Annotated in this window: 20 protein-coding genes; 15 read left to right on the top strand and 5 right to left on the bottom strand. The window is 63.2% G+C overall.

Annotated elements, in window-relative coordinates:
- Window positions 1-20 precede the first annotated feature (20 nt).
- From DEIPE_RS07610 to DEIPE_RS07575, 7 genes are all read left to right on the top strand, one after another.
- Window positions 21-830, top strand: coding sequence for a hypothetical protein (locus DEIPE_RS07610; RefSeq protein ID WP_015235409.1), 810 nt, complete (start codon window positions 21-23; stop codon window positions 828-830).
- Window positions 827-1123 (top strand): hypothetical protein, encoded by a 297-nt coding sequence (locus DEIPE_RS07605; protein ID WP_015235408.1) that lies wholly within the window; start codon window positions 827-829, stop codon window positions 1121-1123. The genes DEIPE_RS07610 and DEIPE_RS07605 overlap by 4 nt, the downstream gene beginning before the upstream one ends.
- Before the next feature lie 105 nt (window positions 1124-1228).
- Window positions 1229-1720 carry a RusA family crossover junction endodeoxyribonuclease gene (locus tag DEIPE_RS07595; protein WP_015235407.1) on the top strand — a complete coding sequence of 164 codons (492 nt, stop codon included), beginning with the start codon at window positions 1229-1231 and terminating at the stop codon, window positions 1718-1720.
- The gene (locus DEIPE_RS07590; protein ID WP_015235406.1) at window positions 1717-2004 is read left to right on the top strand and encodes a hypothetical protein; all 288 of its coding nucleotides are present in this window, start codon (window positions 1717-1719) and stop codon (window positions 2002-2004) included. Before DEIPE_RS07595 ends, DEIPE_RS07590 begins: the two co-directional genes overlap by 4 nt.
- Window positions 2001-2279, top strand: a complete 279-nt coding sequence (locus tag DEIPE_RS07585; RefSeq protein WP_015235405.1) for a hypothetical protein — start codon at window positions 2001-2003, stop codon at window positions 2277-2279. Before DEIPE_RS07590 ends, DEIPE_RS07585 begins: the two co-directional genes overlap by 4 nt.
- Window positions 2276-2488, top strand: a complete 213-nt coding sequence (locus DEIPE_RS07580) for a hypothetical protein (protein WP_015235404.1) — start codon at window positions 2276-2278, stop codon at window positions 2486-2488. The genes DEIPE_RS07585 and DEIPE_RS07580 overlap by 4 nt, the downstream gene beginning before the upstream one ends.
- Window positions 2488-3300, top strand: coding sequence for a hypothetical protein (locus DEIPE_RS07575; protein WP_015235403.1), 813 nt, complete (start codon window positions 2488-2490; stop codon window positions 3298-3300). Before DEIPE_RS07580 ends, DEIPE_RS07575 begins: the two co-directional genes overlap by 1 nt.
- 45 nt (window positions 3301-3345) lie before the next feature.
- On the opposite strand, the gene DEIPE_RS22995 is transcribed toward DEIPE_RS07575, so the two are convergent.
- Entirely contained in the window at window positions 3346-3504 is a 159-nt protein-coding gene (locus tag DEIPE_RS22995) for a helix-turn-helix domain-containing protein (RefSeq protein ID WP_015235402.1), read from the bottom strand.
- A gap of 52 nt (window positions 3505-3556) precedes the next feature.
- On the bottom strand, window positions 3557-3979 hold the full coding sequence (locus DEIPE_RS07570; RefSeq protein ID WP_015235401.1) for a response regulator: 423 nt from the start codon (window positions 3977-3979) through the stop codon (window positions 3557-3559).
- 282 nt (window positions 3980-4261) lie between these two features.
- Between DEIPE_RS07570 and DEIPE_RS07565 the strand changes: the two genes are divergently transcribed.
- Window positions 4262-4516: a hypothetical protein gene (locus DEIPE_RS07565; RefSeq protein WP_015235400.1), complete on the top strand. Its 255-nt coding sequence runs from the start codon at window positions 4262-4264 to the stop codon at window positions 4514-4516.
- Between the two features lie 72 nt (window positions 4517-4588).
- Here DEIPE_RS07565 and DEIPE_RS24665 read toward each other — a convergent pair whose 3' ends face one another.
- From DEIPE_RS24665 to DEIPE_RS22085, 3 genes are all read right to left on the bottom strand, one after another.
- Entirely contained in the window at window positions 4589-7303 is a 2715-nt protein-coding gene (locus tag DEIPE_RS24665) for an ATP-binding protein (protein ID WP_157448799.1), read from the bottom strand.
- A gap of 44 nt (window positions 7304-7347) precedes the next feature.
- Complete coding sequence (locus DEIPE_RS07555) at window positions 7348-7791, bottom strand: response regulator (RefSeq protein WP_015235398.1); 444 nt, start codon at window positions 7789-7791, stop codon at window positions 7348-7350.
- 73 nt (window positions 7792-7864) lie between these two features.
- A complete protein-coding gene (locus tag DEIPE_RS22085; protein WP_015235397.1) occupies window positions 7865-9505 on the bottom strand; it encodes a GAF domain-containing protein in 1641 nt (546 codons plus the stop codon).
- Window positions 9506-9916: 411 nt separating this feature from the next.
- On the opposite strand from DEIPE_RS22085, the gene DEIPE_RS07545 reads away from it, so the two are divergent.
- The 7 genes from DEIPE_RS07545 (at window position 9917) to DEIPE_RS07515 (ending at window position 16940) form a co-directional block, all read left to right on the top strand.
- Window positions 9917-10159, top strand: a complete 243-nt coding sequence (locus DEIPE_RS07545; RefSeq protein WP_015235396.1) for a hypothetical protein — start codon at window positions 9917-9919, stop codon at window positions 10157-10159.
- Between the two features lie 44 nt (window positions 10160-10203).
- A complete protein-coding gene (locus DEIPE_RS07540) occupies window positions 10204-11508 on the top strand; it encodes a DNA modification methylase (protein ID WP_015235395.1) in 1305 nt (434 codons plus the stop codon).
- A gap of 36 nt (window positions 11509-11544) precedes the next feature.
- Window positions 11545-11799 carry a hypothetical protein gene (locus tag DEIPE_RS07535; RefSeq protein WP_015235394.1) on the top strand — a complete coding sequence of 85 codons (255 nt, stop codon included), beginning with the start codon at window positions 11545-11547 and terminating at the stop codon, window positions 11797-11799.
- Window positions 11800-11879: 80 nt separating this feature from the next.
- Window positions 11880-12116, top strand: coding sequence for a hypothetical protein (locus DEIPE_RS07530; protein WP_015235393.1), 237 nt, complete (start codon window positions 11880-11882; stop codon window positions 12114-12116).
- Between the two features lie 63 nt (window positions 12117-12179).
- Complete coding sequence (locus DEIPE_RS07525) at window positions 12180-12704, top strand: hypothetical protein (RefSeq protein WP_015235392.1); 525 nt, start codon at window positions 12180-12182, stop codon at window positions 12702-12704.
- Window positions 12701-14338 carry a phage terminase large subunit gene (gene terL, locus DEIPE_RS07520; protein ID WP_015235391.1) on the top strand — a complete coding sequence of 546 codons (1638 nt, stop codon included), beginning with the start codon at window positions 12701-12703 and terminating at the stop codon, window positions 14336-14338. Before DEIPE_RS07525 ends, terL begins: the two co-directional genes overlap by 4 nt.
- Before the next feature lie 13 nt (window positions 14339-14351).
- The gene (locus tag DEIPE_RS07515; protein ID WP_015235390.1) at window positions 14352-16940 is read left to right on the top strand and encodes an LAGLIDADG family homing endonuclease; all 2589 of its coding nucleotides are present in this window, start codon (window positions 14352-14354) and stop codon (window positions 16938-16940) included.
- Window positions 16941-17252 lie beyond the last annotated feature (312 nt).

Below are 17252 nucleotides of genomic sequence, written 5' to 3'. Positions count from 1 at the left end.
ACCCCACAGGAGATGCGTTCATGACCACCACCCGGCACGAACAGACGACCCTGCCTCCCGCGGACGGCCTGACCCCTGAGGAGAAAGCTCGCCTCGCGGCGCTGGAGCAGGTCGTCGGGTACGGCCTGCGGTCGTTCATCGAGATGGCTCAGGCGCTGCAGGAAATCCAGGAACGCCGCCTGTACCGCGAGCAGTACGTCACCTTTGAGCACTACTGCATGAAAGTCTGGAATTTCTCCCGTACCTGGGCGTACCAGATCATGCAAAGCAAAGAAGCGGCGCTGCTCGCCCTCGACCACGGAGTGCCCGTTCCTACTGAACGGCACGCTCGCGCGTTGATCGGCGTGAGTGCCGAGAACCTGGAAATCGTCGCGAGCGTGGTGAAGGCCGCTACCGGCAAGGAGAACCCCACCAGCGCTGACTACCAGGCGGTTGTGGAAACCGTGCGCGACCTCAATCACGGCGCGCACATCCCTCACCCTGCCACAGGTGAACCCGTGCCGTTCAAGGACCTCAGGCCCGAAGAGCGCACGGCGGCCGTCACGAAAGCCGTGAAGCAAGGCGCCACCGACCGCAAGCAGTTCCAGGGCAAGGACGACACCCGCCCGCTCGATTACGCCGAGCAGATGCGCGAGTCCGGCGCGCAGGTCGGCTTTTTCGGTGGAGGGGAGGGCTGGCTGTTCCAGGTGTTCGACGCCAGCAAAGGCGAGATGCTCACCGGTCCGTGGGCCAAGAGCATCTTCGAGGCGGTGCGGGCGTGGCGCGCGAAGTACGAGCCCGACTACCAACACCCCAACACCCCCACGGACCAGCAAGGAGACCGCGCATGATCGTCGCTCCACACTCCGTTCAAGCTGAGCTGCTGCTGATCGCCAACGGCGACGCCGCCAGCGTCACGACCCTCGCGTGGCGTATCCTCGAACGCCAGCACCGGGTGGTCAGCGACGGAGCCGTCCGGCTCGCCGCGGAGTCCCTCACGGCGCGTGGTCTGCTGCAGGTTGAGGAACACCAGCGGTTCCGCTTTTACCTCGCCACCCTGGAGGGTGAAGCGGAAGCGGACCTGGTCTTCGAAGCCAGGAAACGCGAACGCAAAGCCAGCCGCCGCGAGGCGAGCCATGCTTGAAGCCCGGCAGGCGAACCGCCAGCACCTGCAAGCGCACCGTGTGCAACGCCGCCGGTACCAAAGCGCACCTCGCACTCGCCTCTGGAGAACCCAGCGGAGGGCCGCGTGACCAGCGCGGAACGACGCGTCAGCGCGGCCGGAGAAACCTTGACGTTCACCATACCGGCCTTGCCGTGCTGGCGGCGTACGAAGGACAAACTCACCGGCAAGGTGCGTGAACGGCGTGACTTGCCGCAGGTGCTCAAACTGGTCGGCTATTACTCGAAGGGCAAGGTGCCCAACTGGGTGCGCTCAAAGGAATACGACGCCTGGAAGGACCACGTGCGCCTCTTCGCGCCTCTGAGGATCAAGCGCCTCAATCCACGCGATAAAAGTTCACGCGTGCAGGTGGACGTCTTCTGTTACTTCCCCTCGGCTAACCACTCGGACCCCGAGAACATTCGTAAAGGGATCGTGGACGCGCTGTTCGGCAGACGCCAAGGCAAAGACGACCAGTGGGTGTTCGGTTACCACCACTGGCCCGAGTACGACGGCCGTCAACCACGCGTGGAAGTGCACGTCACCATCCACGACGCGCAAGGAGAACTGGAGTTATGAAACGCGCCGCCCACAGCCTGATCATTCTCGCCGCGGTGCTCAACTTCATCGCGTTCACCCTGACCGGCGAACGCATCCCGGTGTACGTCGCGTTCGTCGCCCTGTTGTTACTGCTCGTCATCCCGCAGGGCGACGGGTCCAGCCGCTCGACCGACGAGCAGCCCTACGAAACCACCACCGAACGCGAAGCGCGCGAAGCCGAGGAACTCGAATTGCTCACCCGCGCCGAGGAACGCGAAGCCGCCCAGCAGCACTCGCACGACAGAAATGACGGTCGGTCATGACGCTCGAATGGAGTTGGGACGCGCAACGCTTCGATCCGAACACCCACCCGTGGCCGGCTTGCGTGGAACCCTGGTCGTTCTTGAAGGCCCGACCGCGCGACCTGTCCTTCGGCTTCGTTCACACCCGCCGAGGCAAACGACACGTGTACGCCGGTTCATGGCTGGTGCACTTCCCGAACGGCGACTTCGACGTCATGACCGACGCGGAATTCGCGCAACTGCGTGGTCACGCGAACGGCCACGCGTACACCCCGGAAGGAGGCCTGCCAGCATGACCTTTACAACCTTGCTCGCCGAACTCTACCCACCGCGCCCACCGGTACGCACAGCCCGACAGAGTGCACAAGCCCGTCAGGGCCAATTCATCATGCAAGGCGTATTCGAAGCGGCCCGTCGTCGGCGCGCCAAGAACCAGCGACTGCTCGACGAGGTCAACACCGACCATGGCGACACCGAAGCCCTGCTCGAGGAACTGGGTCGGTGATGAGCGACCTGCCGCCACCCCCGTACAGCCCGGCGCGCTGGCATCTGATCCGCTTCGCGGAACGCGCCCGGGTGTCAGGAGCCAGCCGCGCCAAGGCGTACTCGTACAGCCGTGACGCACGTGAGGAACAGAACCTCATCGCGCGCGCCATCGCCCTGGGCCATGTCATCCCTGACCGGCATCTCGTTCCGATGAACGTTGAACCCAAACAGCAAGCGCCGAGTCCACTCAGCGAGCAGCTGATCAGCACATACCAGGAACGACAGGCCGCCTTGAATGACCTGCTGCGTTACGCGGAGCGCCTGATCCGCCACCCGGAACAGCTCGACCTCGACGACCTGAGCAACGTCGCCCAGCACGTGCGGTCCGCTGACCACCTGCACCGTCGGGCACGAACCGCCTACAACAACGCCCGGATGGTGGGTGAAAATCACCTGGCAGGAACCACCCACTTCATTGAGATCGACGACGTGAAGCTGTACTTCGAGCTGGACTTGAAACGCACCCTCACAGCGCCTGACCGTGACGCCCTGCGGGTCGTCAACGCCGACACCATCGAGGATTTCACCGGCTACCGCGCGGGAGACGAAGCCTGGCACGACCTGGCACGCTGGGCTCGCTTGCACAACGGCCGCACGTGGACGGGCAGGCCGCTTGGTGACGACCGGCAGTTAATCTGGCGCGAAGATCGGGGGAGCTTGGTCATGCGCTCGCACGTTGCGCGTGACTATCCGAAGTTGCACTACGCCCTCGAAGCATTGCGGCGCAGCCTGACGCCGTACTGGGATGACCCGAACGCCGCCGAGGAATAGCGAGAGGCCCAGTCTATGCCGAGCCTCTTCGCTGCTGCAGGAAGGCTACTCTTCGACTTCGCCCGTTTCGGTTTGTATCAGTTGCAGGTTCAGGGTGTAACCAAGTGCCTGCGCGATTTCCTCAGCACGCTTCGGAGTGATGCCCTTGGTGCCGCTGATCAGCTGGCTGAGCTGGGCAGACGACACGTCGAGCTTGCGGGCCAACTCCGCTTTCCCCCCTTGCTCCCTACTACGCAGACGTTCGACCAGGCTGAGATCAGGACGCGAGGTGGGTTGAAGCGCCAGCAGGCGGGCTCAACCACTTCTCCTGCAGCGCTTCAAAGATTTCGCGCAGGTCACCTAAGTTGTTGGGCTTATGCAGGAAATCATCTGCGCCCAACTCGTAACAACGCTCGCGGTCTGTGTCGGTTTCCGAGGTGGTGAACACGACCACCGGGACATGTTGGTAGGTGGCGTGCTGCTTCATGGCCTGCAGGACCTCAAAGCCGTTGACGCGGGGCATGTTGAGGTCCAGCAGCACCAGACGGGGTAAGGGCCCTGGCTGGTGGGTGAGGTACTCCAGCGCTTCGTGTCCGTCGCTCTTGTGAATGACCTGGCGTTGCAGGCCGCATTCCTCGAAGGCGATCATGGCGAGTTCCACGTCGAGGGGGTTGTCTTCGACCAGCAGGATGGGGGGCATCAGGAACTCCTGTTCGCGGGGCGGCTCCACATGAAGGGTAACTTTGCAATCCTCCCTGAGTATATGAAGAGCATGTGGAAACTGGATTTGAGCTGAACGCAGAGCGTATCAGAAGGCTGCAGAACAGAGCCTGCATACCAGCCAAAATCATGGTGTTTCGTCGCTCTGCCGGTCGCTGCCCATCCCTACTGAAAACATCGGAATTAGCTGTAAAAAGACTTCAGGGGGTGTGGGCCGCTCGGCCTATCACGCGTTCCATCTGCCGTTTACCTTGATCGAGAGATGGATGAGGTTCTGGCGGAAATTTACAGCCTGTATGACGAACTGCTGCCCCTGGCCGTGAAATGGGGTGAAGCCGAGCGCCTGCAAAGCCACCTTGATCGAGTGAGGCAGGTCATCCGGGACGCTCCCATCGTTCCGCTCGCGCATACCGGCGTTGCGCTGCACAGCATCCTGTACGACCTGCAGGACTTCAAAAGCGAATTGCGCCAGCGGTACTGGCAAGCCCAGGCCTCCCGACCCTCACTGCCCAGCTAAACGAAAAGGAGTCATGCCGCCAGTCTCGTGCGACTTGCGAAGTCCCCACGACAGGCCAGCTGTGCAGGGCACTTACCGGGGCTTCGGTAAGCTGAAGCCGAACGTCGCGCCCTCACCCGGTTTGCCTTCCGCCCACACCCGCCCACCATGCCGCTGCACGATGCGCCGCACATTCGCCAACCCCACCCCGACGCCCTCGAACTCCTCGTGGCGATGCAAGCGCTGAAACACGCCGAACAGCTTGTCCTGATATCTCGGGTCGAACCCAGCGCCGTTGTCCCGCACAAATACGGCCCACTCGTCGGCACGGTCCTCCACCCACACCTCGATCACGGCCTCGTCCTGCTTGCTGGTGTACTTGAGGGCGTTCGACAGCAGGTTCAACATCGCTTGCCGCAGCAGCTCGTGATCTCCTGGGACCAGCGGCAACTCGCTGACCTGCCAACGAACACGCCGCTCCAGCACGTCAGACTCCAATTCAGTCCGCACCGCCGAGACCAGCGCACCCAAATCCACCAGCTTCACACGTACCGGTTGCCTTGACGTGCGCGACAGGTCGAGCATCGCGTCAATCAAAGTGTTCATTCGTTCAGCAGCGACTTCCACCACCGTCAATGCACGAGCGGACTTCTCATCAAGTTTGTCGCCCAGAGACTTGCGCAGGATGCTGGTAAAGCCAGTGATGTGCCGCACCGGCGTACGCAAATCGTGGGACACGCTGTACGAAAACGCTTCAAGTTCCTCGTTGGCCGCTTCCAGTGAACGGGTACGTTCCCGAACGCGCGCTTCGAGCTGCGTGTTGAGTTCCTGGATCGCCGCTTCGGCGAGTTTGCCTTCCGTGATGTCCTGCACCAGACCCAGGATGTGCGTGGGCGTGCCATCCTCGCTCCGGAGTACTTCGCCACGGGCCCAGATCCAGCGCACTTCCCCGTCTGCACGGCGGATGCGGCACTCGAAGTCCCAGGCCTCACCTCGCTCCAGCGCCACGCCATACTTGCGGGTCACGTCCTCCCGGTCTTCGGGAAGAACGTGCGCGATGAACACGTCGTACGTCCAGGCCGGATGCCCTTGCGGATAGCCGAAAATTTCGTCGTGCCGCAAGGACCGCGTGGCGCTCTGATCGCGCACGTCCAGTTCCCAGTCGCCCAGACCGGCCGCGTCAAGGGCGAAGCGCAGGCGGCTCTGGCTGGCGAGCAGCGCGAGCTGCGCGCGTTCCTGTGCGTCGCGCTGACGGTCGGCGCGTTCCAGAGCGAGACCGAGGGTGCCCGCCGCACGCGCCAGTAAGTCACGCTCGCCGTGCTGCCATGGTCGTGCTGCGGCGTCGCGCCAGATGACCAGGAAGCCTGCCAATTGCCCCTCTGGCGTTCTGATGGGTTCAATGCCGCAAGCCAGGGCTGGTGACGGCATCTCACTTCCGCGAGCGGCTCGGTAATCGTCGACGTAGAGGCCGTCTTGTTGCTGTGAGGCGCGCAGCATCAATGGCGCGTCGCGCAGCCTGCGTTCTTCACGCCGCAGGAAATCGAGGAGTTCCTGCGGCGCTTCGCCCCAGACTTGCATGACGTGCAAGCGGTCGCCGCTGAGTCGCACCACCAGCATGCTGTGGGCGTGCAGCACAGGTCCGAGCTGCGAGAGGGCGCGTTGCGCAACCTGCTCCGCATCCCGCGCATTCTGCAGCGCTTCCCCCAGGGCCGCCAGGACTTCCGCGCGGAGCCTCGCTTCCTGGAGCTCCTCATTGCTGGAGGCCAGCTGGGCGCGTTGACTGGCGAGCAGAGTAGCTTGCTCGGCGCGCTCGATGGCGACGCCGAGGCTGCGCACCACCGCTTCCATGACGCGGCGGCTCAGCTCTGTCCAGCCACCTGGCCCGAAGCGGGCGAAGCCCAGCACGCCCCGCACCCGTTCACTCGTCCTGAGGGGCAGCATGGCGATGGCACCGACATGGGCCGTGGTCTCAGGCGCGCTGCAGGTGCCAGTGTCGTACAGATCCTGGTAGTACGGCTCACCCGACTCGTAGGGCGACACGACATGCGTGGCGGCAGCGTAAGGCAGGCCCGCCTCATGCTGCCGTTGCAACGCTTCGTCCCCGTAGTCACCCAACTGACGCTTGACACGCCATACGTCTCCGTCCAGTTCGTAGTAGACCGTGACGCCCCTGGGCAGGTATGCGCACAGCAATTCCTGCACCCGCCGGATCAGATGGTACGGATCGGTGTCCACCGTGAAGTTCCGAGTGAACTCCTCAATGATCGCGAGGGCTTGCAACTCCGTGCTCTGCGCTTGAAGCTGCCGCTCATGCATGACGCGCTGGGTGGTTTCTTGCACCGTGACGAGCACACCGCCCACCTCGCCACGCTCGTCACGGACAGGGCTGTAACTCAGGGTGAAGTACGCTTCTTCTTCCTCGCCGTGCCGGGTCAGCACCAGGCGCTGGTCGGTGAACTGGAAGGTCTCACCGTGCTCTCGCACCCTTTGATAGATGGGTTCGTTGAACGTCCAGACTTCCGGCCAGCACTCCCGGTTGCCCTGCTCCAGACCCGCCGGATGCCGAACGCCCATCACGTCGCGGTAGCCGTCGTTGTAGAGCTGCACGAGTTCCTTGCCCCACAGCACGATCAGCGGTGAAGGGCTGGCGAGCACCACGCTGACGATGGTTCGCAGGCTCTGCGGCCAGTGCTCCACGGGACCGAGTGGCGTCTGCGCCCAGTCGAACGCGCGCATCAGCACAGCCATCTCAGTGTGACCAGGGAACAGGTGCTCAGGTTCGGGCAGTGGGTTCGGAGGGCGTGTCACGTGGTCATCCACATCATATCGGATTGCCTGGCGGCACGAGCACCCTACCTTGAAAGCTTGGAAAACCGAAACCAATTCTGATCGACCGACTGCAGCAACTCCACGTACCCCTGGATATCAGTCGGCTTCATCAGGTACGCGTTCGCCCCCAAATCATAAGCCAACCCGATCTCCTCAGGTCGAGCGGAATCCGACAGCACCAGCATCGGAATCGACTTGAATGCAGCGTCACTCCGGAGTTTCCTCAGCACCTCAAAGCCACTCTTACGCGGCATATGTAAATCCATCAGCAGCAAATCCGGCCTGAAACCATCCGAAAGCCGCGCTTCTCGCTGAAGGTCCTGGAGCACCTGCAAGCTGTCGTGCTCGACCCGTAAACGGACGTCCGGGAGGATGCGTGCCATCAGTTCTTGCAGCAACTCGGCGTCTGAGATGCTGTCGTCAACCAGCAGGACATCGTAGAGCTTGGCGTCAGTCGGGTCTATCATGGTTGCTGCCAGTATAAGAGCGACCGAGCAAATGGCAGGTTCTGCACTGCCACCCGCCGATCAATACGAACGCCTATTTGTTGCGTTCAGTCAGGCGGTCCGGGAACTCCACGAACAAGAGGGCTCCAGCCTCACCAGTCGGCGCTGCTTCCGCCCAGACGTGCCCGCCATGCCGTTGCACGATTCTCCGGGTGTTCGCCAAGCCAATCCGTTCGCTCGCCCCTAACAGCGAGCTGGGCACGTGGAACACCTCGAAGTACCGCTGCGCTTCCTCTTCACTCAGGGAGAGGCCGTTGTGCCGCACGCTCACCACGGCCTTGCCTTCACGCATCTCGCCCTCCACCTCAATTACTGCGCCAGACGTGTCTTTCGTGGCGTCCAGCGACACCGCGAGCAGCTCACCGAACACCTGCCGCAGCATCATCGGGTCCCCCACCACGTACGGCAGCGTGCCCAGCACCCACTTCACTTTCCTGCCTTTCAGCAGCGGCTCCAGATCACTCCGCACCTGCACGACCAGCTGATCAAGCGCGACGGGTTCTTCGATGAGTTCCCGGCGTTCCAGTACCGCCAGCAGTCGAAGCTCATTCATCCGGCGCTGCACGTGCTTCGCTTCTTCCCGCAGTTGAGCGAACAAGGTACCGACCCGCTCGTCCACCGAGGCGCTCAAACGTCGCTCCAGCAACCCCATGAAGGCGTCCACGCGGCGCATCGGTTCACTCAAGTCACGCGCGACACCAATCGCGTAGGCGCGCAGTTCAGCGTTCAGGTCATGCAGGTCCCGCGTTCGCTCTGCGACTTTCCGTTCCAACACGCGGGTGAGGTCATGGTTATTGGCTTCGAGTGTTTTGCGTTCAGAGATGTCCTTGAAGTACACGGACAAGCCGTCCGGAGTGGGGTGAATGACCACCTCCTCCCAGACGTGCAGGATCGGTGAGCGGGTCTCGACGCGCACCACCCGCCGTTCCCGTGCCGCTTCAAGGTGCGCGAGGTACGCTTCACTCCCGACCGCTTGCGGAAATTCTTCCCAGTACACTTTGCCGAGCAGGTCCTCGCGGCGTCGGTTCCACAGCCGCTCGGCTTCTTGGTTGACGTACGTGAAGCGCCACTCGTGATCCACTGCGTAGAACGCGTCACTGATGCTTTCCAGGATGCGGACGAGCTGCTGGTGTTCGAGCAGCTTCCGGGCATGCTGCGTGCTGCGGTCCAGCGCCACGGCACACTGCACCGCCAGCGTCTTCAGGAACTGCTGCTCCGCCCCTGAGAATTGGTGCGGCTCGCGGAAGTCGAGCACCAACACGCCCAGCGCCTGTCCGTCCAGCACGATGGGCAGCACCGCACACCCCAGAGGACTGAAGGCGCCGGTTTCCTGTTCCAGCTGCGGGTACTCTGCTTTGAGCGTCTCTGAGTCTTCGAAGAACAAGGCTTCCTGACCTTGGATGGCGTGAATGGCAGGGATGTGCCGGTCGAGCGGCCCGTCCTGCCAGATGGTCTTATGCTGCTGTTCATAGCCTTGCCGGGCAATGAGTTCCAGTTTGTCCTGCGCCGCGTTGATCAGCAGTACCGCGCCCGCGATGGCGCCGAGGCTGCTGATGGCTGGCCGCAAAATGATCTCTGATATTTCGCGCTGAGGCTGGATGGGACTGAGGGCCCGCGCGACCGTGTGGAGCTCATCGCTGAAGATGGTAGGGGCCTGCCGGGCGGGTGAAGCCATGCAAGGATGTTAGCGTCCTATGAGGATCCGGTGCCCGACCGTGCCATCCTGATTGGAGCGCAAGAGCTTGAAGTGGAAGCTGTGGCGCCCCTCTAACGGACTCCTGCGGGGCCAGCGACCGAATGTTCGCTCAGCCACGACCACCAAGGGCTGGCCAACAGTCTCGACCCCACTTACTGCGCGGTGTACCTGTTCCGTTGAGGTAGCAATGGCACGCGATGCAGTTGGCGAACCGAAGGGGAAGGCGTGTTCCTCACGCATGAGCTTGGCGAACAGGACGCGGAGATGAGCAACGCACGCCGCACGTTCACCGCTTGACAGCATTCACGCAAAAGTCGGCAGAATTTTCCTAGAGTCCACAACTGCACCGAAACTTCAGCGCCCCCACGGGCGCTTCTTCTTTGGAGTGCTATGCCGAAATCAGAGAAGTGGCAACACGTCAAGACCACCACCGTGCCCTGCATGGAACACGCCCTTGCGCGCACCGCCCTCGAACTCAACCACTACCGCCTGCAGCAGGCCGAGCAGATCGAAGCGGGCGTTGAGCGCACCGACATGCAATACCGCCGCCGCATCGTCGGTGATGACATCGTTGTGGAGATGCGTCCCCGGCGAACTGCGGTGTCCACCTTGGTGGACACCACGTCATCATAACGAACTCGCAAGGCGCATCACAGAACAGTAGTTCGGGAGGTGGCATGCGCATCATCAACCAGGAGCACGCCCTCGTCCGGCCCGAACAGCTCCAACCACACCCCCGCAACCCCAACTTGGGCGACGTGGACGCTATTGCCGAAAGTATCAAGGCGAACGGCTTCTACGGCGCAATCATCGCGCAGCGCTCGACGGGCTGCATCCTCGTCGGACATCACCGGCATCAGGCGGCCAGGCGGCAGGGCGCCACCCACATTCCCGTAATTTGGGTGGATGTGACCGACGCGCAGGCCATCCGCATCTTGCTGGCTGACAACCGCACGGCCGAACTGGCCGAGCGAAACGAAGAGATGCTCGCTCAGATCCTGCAAGACCTCGCTGGAGACGACGGTGGCCTGAGCGGTACCGGCTACGATACCGACGACCTGGGCGAGCTCCTCGTCAGCCTCGGTGCCGCGGCCACTACCGCCGGCCTCACTGAGGATGACGCCGTGCCCGAGGTGCCCGGCACGCTCACCACCAAAACTGGCGACCTGTGGGTGCTCGGCCGCCACCGCCTCCTCTGCGGTGACAGCACCAAAAGCCAGGACCTCGAGCGCGTCATGGACGGACACCAGGCGGACCTGATCTGGACCGACCCGCCCTACAACGTCAACTACGAAGGCGGCACCGACGAGCACCTCACCATCCTCAACGACCACATGCCCGCCGCGCAGTTCCAGGTGTTCCTGCTTGAGGCCTTCACCGCAGCCGCCAGCGTCGCCAAACCCGGCGCGTGCATCTACATCGCGCACGCCGAAAGCGAAGCCAGCACCTTCCGAGCCGCCATGCTGGGCGCCGGCTGGCTGTACAAACAGACCCTGATCTGGGTCAAGAACCACTTCGTGCTCAGCCGTCAGGACTACAACTGGCAACACGAACCCATCCTCTATGGCTGGAAAGCCGGCGCCGGGCATTACTTCTGCGGGGACTTCACCCAGTCCACCGTGATCGACGACAACCCCAACCTGCAAAAGCTCAGCAAGGACGAACTCATCGCCTTGCTCGAAGCCCGGCGGGACGCCACGCCCAGCAGCGTGATCTACGAGGCCAAACCCCTACGCAACGAAGACCACCCCACCATGAAACCGGTGCGGCTGGTCGAGCGCATGATCCTCAACAGCAGCCGCCGCGGTGAGCGCGTCCTCGACTCCTTCGGCGGTAGCGGCACTACTCTCATCGCCGCCGAGAAGACCGGCCGCATCGCCCACCTGCTGGAACTCGACCCGAAGTACTGCGACGTCATCGTCAAGCGCTGGGAAGAATACACCGGCCACGTTGCAACGCTCGAGGGAACACGCTCAAGTTAGGCAAGCAGGACTGATGGCCTGAATTACACTCACCGCATGAACCCTTACCGCATTACCGTCCGCATCGACAATGGTCGCGTCATCAGTCCGATGCAGGGTACGGTCATAGAATCAAACCACCCGGACATTAAAGTGCTCATCGAAGCGGTATTCGATAACGGCAGCGCCCCGAGTCAAGGCTTTGCCCCCGAGCCCTTCGTCACAGTGAACGGCGCGACCTTTCCTGCTCGTCTCGTCAGTCAAAACGTCCAGCATCCGCTTGAGATCATCCTTGAGATCCCAGCTCCCTGACACGCCCTCTGGCTTCGTCCCACCCCTGGTGATGCGCGAAATTGCCCGGGCACATTCAGAAACGCTTGTTACGCTGAGGCATGGAAGAACTTTTTGTCCGACCCCAGGTGCCCCCTCACGTGGTGGAGCAAATCAATAAAGCGATGGCGCAGACTGATCACAAAAACACCAGAGTCACCTTTGACGATCGGCAACTCCCTCTGGGGTACGGAACAGTCTTTACATTTTCGAATTCCGAAGCAGTCAAAATCCGGGCGGCGATGGACTGGTACGAACAGCAACTCGCCTCGAAAGGCTATCGAGCAGGACTCGCCTAGGATTTTAATGACCCACCCCGCCACTGCGCGGGGTTTTTTCATGCCGTAAGGAGGTGACCAGCCATGCCGACCACCGACAACAACGACCTTCCCAAGCGGCGTGGCCGTGGACCCAGGCCCAAGTACGACTGGACAGAATGGCGGCGCAAATACTACACAGGCAATCAGACCCTCGAAGAGCTCAGTGTAGAAAAGGGTGCGCCGGGCATTGACAGCCTGAAACGCCGCTCCAGCGAGGAAAACTGGTCAAAGCTGCGTGAAGAATTCCGCCACCAGGTTGACACCGAACTGCGCGCCATTCAGAAGGATGTGGCGGTGCAGGTGCGTGACCGCGTCGCCAAGATCGGCCAGGCCTTCCAGACGGTCGCCGTGCGCGGCCTCTCGCACCTCGACCCGCAAAAGCTCGAAGCGGTGGACATCGCGCGTTTCGGCAAGTACGGCGTGGAAATCGAACTCAAGGCGCGTGGCCTGGAGGAAAGCACGGTGGTGCTGCGCGCCTCGGAGAGCCTCAAGAAGCCCAGCGACCTGAAGAACCTCAGTGCCGACGAACTGCTGGTGCTGCTCAAGAAAGTACGTGAGCAGACGTGACGCGCGCCCGAGTGCGAGAGCCCCAGTTGCCCGAGTGGCTGACCGAGGACATGCTCTTCGAAGCCATTCTCGAAGCGGAACTGCGTGAGCGTGGCGTGCTGCTCCCGGAACCGGAAGTGCCCGTCACGCCGGAAGTCGTGCCGCTCACCCTCCAGGAGTTCGTGCGTCAGTTCTGGTCGGTGCTGGAGCCGGCCACGCCTCTCAAGTGGGGCTGGGCGCTCGACGCGATGTGCCTGCACCTCGAAGCCGTCGCCCGCCGGGAGATCAGGAAGCTGATCATCAACGTGCCGCCCGGCACCATGAAAAGCAGCCTCACCAACGTCTTCTTTCCGGCGTGGGTGTGGGCGGAAGTCAACCCTGGTGAGCGTTTCCTGGCGGTGTCCTACACCGAGTCGCTCAGTATGCGCGACAGCATGAACATGCGCCGCGTCGTGACCAGTAGTGAGTACGTCGAGCGGTACGGCGACAAGGTCCGCCTCACCCGCGACCAGAACGCGAAAGGCGAGTACGACACCACCGCACGGGGACGCCGGGCCGTGCGGCCCATCACCAGCGCGACGGGTGCGCGCGCCGGCATCCTGCTGATGGACGACCCCAACAACGCCGCTGAGATTCATAGTCCGCCGCACCGCCGTACCATCAACAACACGTACGACCAGAGCCTCAGCCGTCGTGGCAGCGACCCCAACACCTTCGCGCAGGTGCTCACCATGCAGCGCCTGCACGCCGAGGACCTCTCCGGTCACCTGGAAAGCAAGGGTGGCTGGACCGTGCTGCGGCTGCCTGAACGCTTCGAGCCCGAGCACCGCTGCGTGACGCCACTCTGGCAGGACCCGCGCACCGAGCGGGGCGAGCTGCTGTTCCCCGAGTACCGTGACGAGCAGGCCGTGCGTGAAGCCGAACACGACCTCGGCACGTACGGCACCGCCGGGCAACTCCAACAACGCCCGGTGCCGCTGGGCGGGGGCATCGTGAAGCGCCACTGGTGGCGGTACCACGCGCCTGCCGCGCTGCTCGACCAGTTACCCCCAGTGCGGGTGAGGCTGCCGGACGGCAGCGAGGTGGAAGCCGTCGTGATCGCCACGCCCGAGCAGTTCGACCGCAAGCTCACCAGCTGGGACATGACCTTCAAAGGCACAGCGCAAAGCAACTACGTGTCGGGAGGAGCGTGGGGTGCACGCGGCGCCGACCGCTTCCTCCTCGATCAGGTGCGCGGGCAGTGGGGATTCGTGGAAACCAAACGCCAGATGCTCACCTTCACCGCCCGCCATGCCGACATTCAGGAGCACCTGGTGGAGGACAAGGCCAACGGCCCGGCCATCATCGACGAACTGCACACCACCATTCCTGGCCTGATCGCCTGGGAACCCGAAGGCAGCAAGGAGTCACGGGTGCACGCCGAATCCCCCGTGATCGAAGCCGGGAATGTCTACCTCCCGCACCCCACGCTCGCTCCCTGGGTGCTGAACGACTACTTGCCGGAGTGGGACTTGTTTCCCAACGGCTCGCAGGACGACCAGGTGGACCAGACCACCCAGGCGCTGCAGCGCACCCGCCCGCTCCGCGTTCCCGTCGACGTTGCCGCCGTTGCCGCCGCGCAACTCACCGTGCCGGACTTCAGTGCTTACCCATGAAAGGAGGTGACGTTTGAGCCTCATCCTCGGACCGGACGGCACGCCCATCACCAGCGAAAGCCGCACGCAGGACGCCACTTCGCCCGCCACCCTGCGTGGCGCGGACCTCCAGCTGGCGTACCCTGGCGTGCGGGACGCCTGGGGTGAAGGCGTGAACGACCCGGCCGTGCGCAACGGCTGGACGTACGCGGGCGCCAACGGTCAGGCCCTCCCGGTGGGACAGTACGGCCTGATCCGCGAACTCGAACGTCGCCGCTGCCGCGCCGCGTACTTCCAGAACGCCCTCTTCCGGGGCGCCGTGCAGATCATCGCGGCCTTCCTGAGCGGTGACGCGTTCAGTTACGCCGATCCCGACGACAAAACTGCCGCGCTGGCCCTGGAGGAATTCTGGCAGGCGAACAGCCTCGGGGAACTCTTCGGTGAGCGCTGGCTGATCGAGTACCTCCTCGATGGCGAGAATGCCACGCTCTTCCCGGAGCAGGACGCCGGTCCGGATCTGCCGTCTCGGGTGGCGTTCCTGGACGTGGATCGCACCTTCCGGCTGGAGTCCAGCACCGCCTTCGGCACCGTCGCGAGTGACATGGTGCAAGGCATTCACGTCAGCACCGGTCCCGGCGTGGAGGAACCCTACCCGCTGGGCCGCTTCACCTGGACCGCGAATGACGCGCTCTGGAACGACCCGCGCGGCTGGCCCGTCGCGATGGGCGCCGTGGATCCCGCACTCGCGTACATCGGGCTGCTCAACCACCGCCTGAACGTGCACGGCCTGCAAAGCCGGGTGCTCGGCGTGTACAAAGCCGCCCTGAATCCCGCGGGTACTGACGCGAACGGCACGCCGGACGGTGGCGTGCACCAGTGGCGCATGAAGACCGGCGCGTTCCGTCAGCTTCCAGCGCAAGGTGGCATCGTGCCGCTCGTCGTGAAGCCCGGTTACACCGACCAGAACGGCAACCGCTACGACGGCTTCAGCGAAGAGCTCGACTTCCCGAAGCCCGCCAGTGGCGCCAGCGACGCCAGCACCGACCAGCGCGCCTTCTTGCGCTTGGTGGGTCTCGCGATGGGCGGGCTGCCTGAACACTGGCTGGGAGAAGGCGGCAACGTCAACCGTGCCTGCTACTCCGCCGATACGGAAACCCTGACTGTCGAAGGCTGGCGAACGTACGAGCAGATCACGCCTGACACCCTCATCGCGCAGTTCAATCCGGACAGCGCGGTCGTGGAGTGGGTGAAGGCCGGTCCACTTTACCAATATGACTACCGTGGCCCCATGTATCACTTTCACAACGCGCATCTGGACATTCTCGTCACACCCGACCACCGCATGTGGGTCAAGCGTGACCGCAACGACAAGACGCAGCGCACATATGAAATCGTCAAATCCCAAGACATCGCGGTAAACAACTGGTACTTTTCGCATCACCTTACCAGTGATGGCGATGAATTGACGCACTGGACTCTGCCCGCCCAGACGCATGGCAACGGTAAGCATGTCTACCCCGAACTCGACTTACCCGCCGACGCCTTCATTGAATTCCTCGGGTACTTCTTGAGCGAAGGCTGCGCCAACGTCTACAACCAGCGCTATCACATCAGCTTGGCCCAGAAGAAACCCGACTCCACAGCGCGCATCCGTGCCTGTCTTGCTCGGCTTCCCAGCCTGAAATGGGGCGAGTACACCGACGCGCAAGGAACGGTGCGCTGGCAGTGCAACGACAAGCGCCTGTGCTTGTGGCTGCTGGAGCACTGTCGGCGACTGGCGGAAAACAAGGAGTTCCCGGAATTCCTTCATCATCTCTGCCTGAGGCAAAGCGCCATTCTCTTCGCTGCTCTGATGGACGGCGATGGCACGCGCGACAAGCGCCCGAACAGGATCAGCGGCGCCTACTACAGCAAGTCACCGACACTCATTGATGATGTGCAACGCCTTGCCTTGAAACTCGGGCATTCCGCCAAAGTCATTGATGTGCGTGGGCGCACTCGTGTCTTTCGGCTGCTTTTGCAGTTCGGCAAGCCCGAACACCGTCTGAACGCGGCCGATGTGGAGCAGGTGCCTTACGTCGGCAAGGTGTTTTGCTTCAGCGTACCGTCTGGCCTGTTCGTCACCCGGCGAAACGGCAAGGTCGCTATTCAAGGCAACACGGCCGGGGAGATGGGCACGCCCGCAGTGCGGCTGGCGCTTCGGCGGCAAGGCACCGGACGAGGGTACCTGGACCGACTGATCCGCACGGAACTCAAACGCCGCTTCGGCAGGGAACGCCTCTACACCGTCTACCGCACGACCTACAAAGCGGACGGTCTCACGCGCGTCCGGCGGCGCTTGCGCGTCCCCGCGGACCTGCTGGAGATTTCATGGCAGTTCCCTTCCCTCACCGAAGAAACACTCGACACCCTCATCCGCCGGGCCCTCGCGGCCGACGCGCGCGGCTGGGCGAGCCCGCAGACCCTGGCGGGCTCGCTCGGCTTTGACCCTGCTGGAGAGGCTGAAAGGATGGCCGCCGTGGGTCTCACGTTCGGTCAAGCGAGACAGCTGCCTGTCACACCGGGAGGAGGTGACCTGAATGAACCGACCCCGACCATTCCCCCTGCGCGAACCGGTGAGTGACACCACCATTCGTTGTTACGCGTATGCCGTGCACCCACGGCAGGAGAACGGCGAGTCGTGTCAGTGCCACGAGTGCCGCGCCAAGCGCGAGCAGGCCACGGGCGGAAAGCAGGTGCTGCGCGAAAGGGCAGGCACGAAACTGTGGAGGTGACGCTTGCGGGCGGGCACTTCGGAAACAGCTTCCTCGACAAGCACCTCGTGCGACTGCGTCGGCCCCGCATCGGAGAGCTGGCGAACTACCTCGATTGGCCGCACTACCGATGCGTCAGCGCCTGCCACCGCGAAGCCACCCGGCGAGTCATTGCACAGGGC

This window comes from Deinococcus peraridilitoris DSM 19664, assembly GCF_000317835.1.
Taxonomy (GTDB): Bacteria; Deinococcota; Deinococci; order Deinococcales; family Deinococcaceae; genus Deinococcus_A; species Deinococcus_A peraridilitoris.
The sequence above is the reverse complement of the archived record's forward strand: the minus strand, read 5'-3'. Positions and strand labels throughout refer to the sequence as shown.

What these genes read in the sequence shown, in the direction of transcription:
- DEIPE_RS07610 (WP_015235409.1), top strand. Translation starts at nt 21, where the DNA reads ATGACCACCACCCGGCACGAACAGACGACCCTGCCTCCCGCGGACGGC.
- DEIPE_RS07605 (WP_015235408.1), top strand. Translation starts at nt 827, where the DNA reads ATGATCGTCGCTCCACACTCCGTTCAAGCTGAGCTGCTGCTGATCGCC.
- DEIPE_RS07590 (WP_015235406.1), top strand. Translation starts at nt 1,717, where the DNA reads ATGAAACGCGCCGCCCACAGCCTGATCATTCTCGCCGCGGTGCTCAAC.
- DEIPE_RS07585 (WP_015235405.1), top strand. Translation starts at nt 2,001, where the DNA reads ATGACGCTCGAATGGAGTTGGGACGCGCAACGCTTCGATCCGAACACC.
- DEIPE_RS07580 (WP_015235404.1), top strand. Translation starts at nt 2,276, where the DNA reads ATGACCTTTACAACCTTGCTCGCCGAACTCTACCCACCGCGCCCACCG.
- DEIPE_RS07575 (WP_015235403.1), top strand. Translation starts at nt 2,488, where the DNA reads ATGAGCGACCTGCCGCCACCCCCGTACAGCCCGGCGCGCTGGCATCTG.
- DEIPE_RS07570 (WP_015235401.1), bottom strand. Translation starts at nt 3,979, where the DNA reads ATGCCCCCCATCCTGCTGGTCGAAGACAACCCCCTCGACGTGGAACTC.
- DEIPE_RS07565 (WP_015235400.1), top strand. Translation starts at nt 4,262, where the DNA reads ATGGATGAGGTTCTGGCGGAAATTTACAGCCTGTATGACGAACTGCTG.
- DEIPE_RS07555 (WP_015235398.1), bottom strand. Translation starts at nt 7,791, where the DNA reads ATGATAGACCCGACTGACGCCAAGCTCTACGATGTCCTGCTGGTTGAC.
- DEIPE_RS22085 (WP_015235397.1), bottom strand. Translation starts at nt 9,505, where the DNA reads ATGGCTTCACCCGCCCGGCAGGCCCCTACCATCTTCAGCGATGAGCTC.
- DEIPE_RS07545 (WP_015235396.1), top strand. Translation starts at nt 9,917, where the DNA reads ATGCCGAAATCAGAGAAGTGGCAACACGTCAAGACCACCACCGTGCCC.
- DEIPE_RS07540 (WP_015235395.1), top strand. Translation starts at nt 10,204, where the DNA reads ATGCGCATCATCAACCAGGAGCACGCCCTCGTCCGGCCCGAACAGCTC.
- DEIPE_RS07535 (WP_015235394.1), top strand. Translation starts at nt 11,545, where the DNA reads ATGAACCCTTACCGCATTACCGTCCGCATCGACAATGGTCGCGTCATC.
- DEIPE_RS07530 (WP_015235393.1), top strand. Translation starts at nt 11,880, where the DNA reads ATGGAAGAACTTTTTGTCCGACCCCAGGTGCCCCCTCACGTGGTGGAG.
- DEIPE_RS07525 (WP_015235392.1), top strand. Translation starts at nt 12,180, where the DNA reads ATGCCGACCACCGACAACAACGACCTTCCCAAGCGGCGTGGCCGTGGA.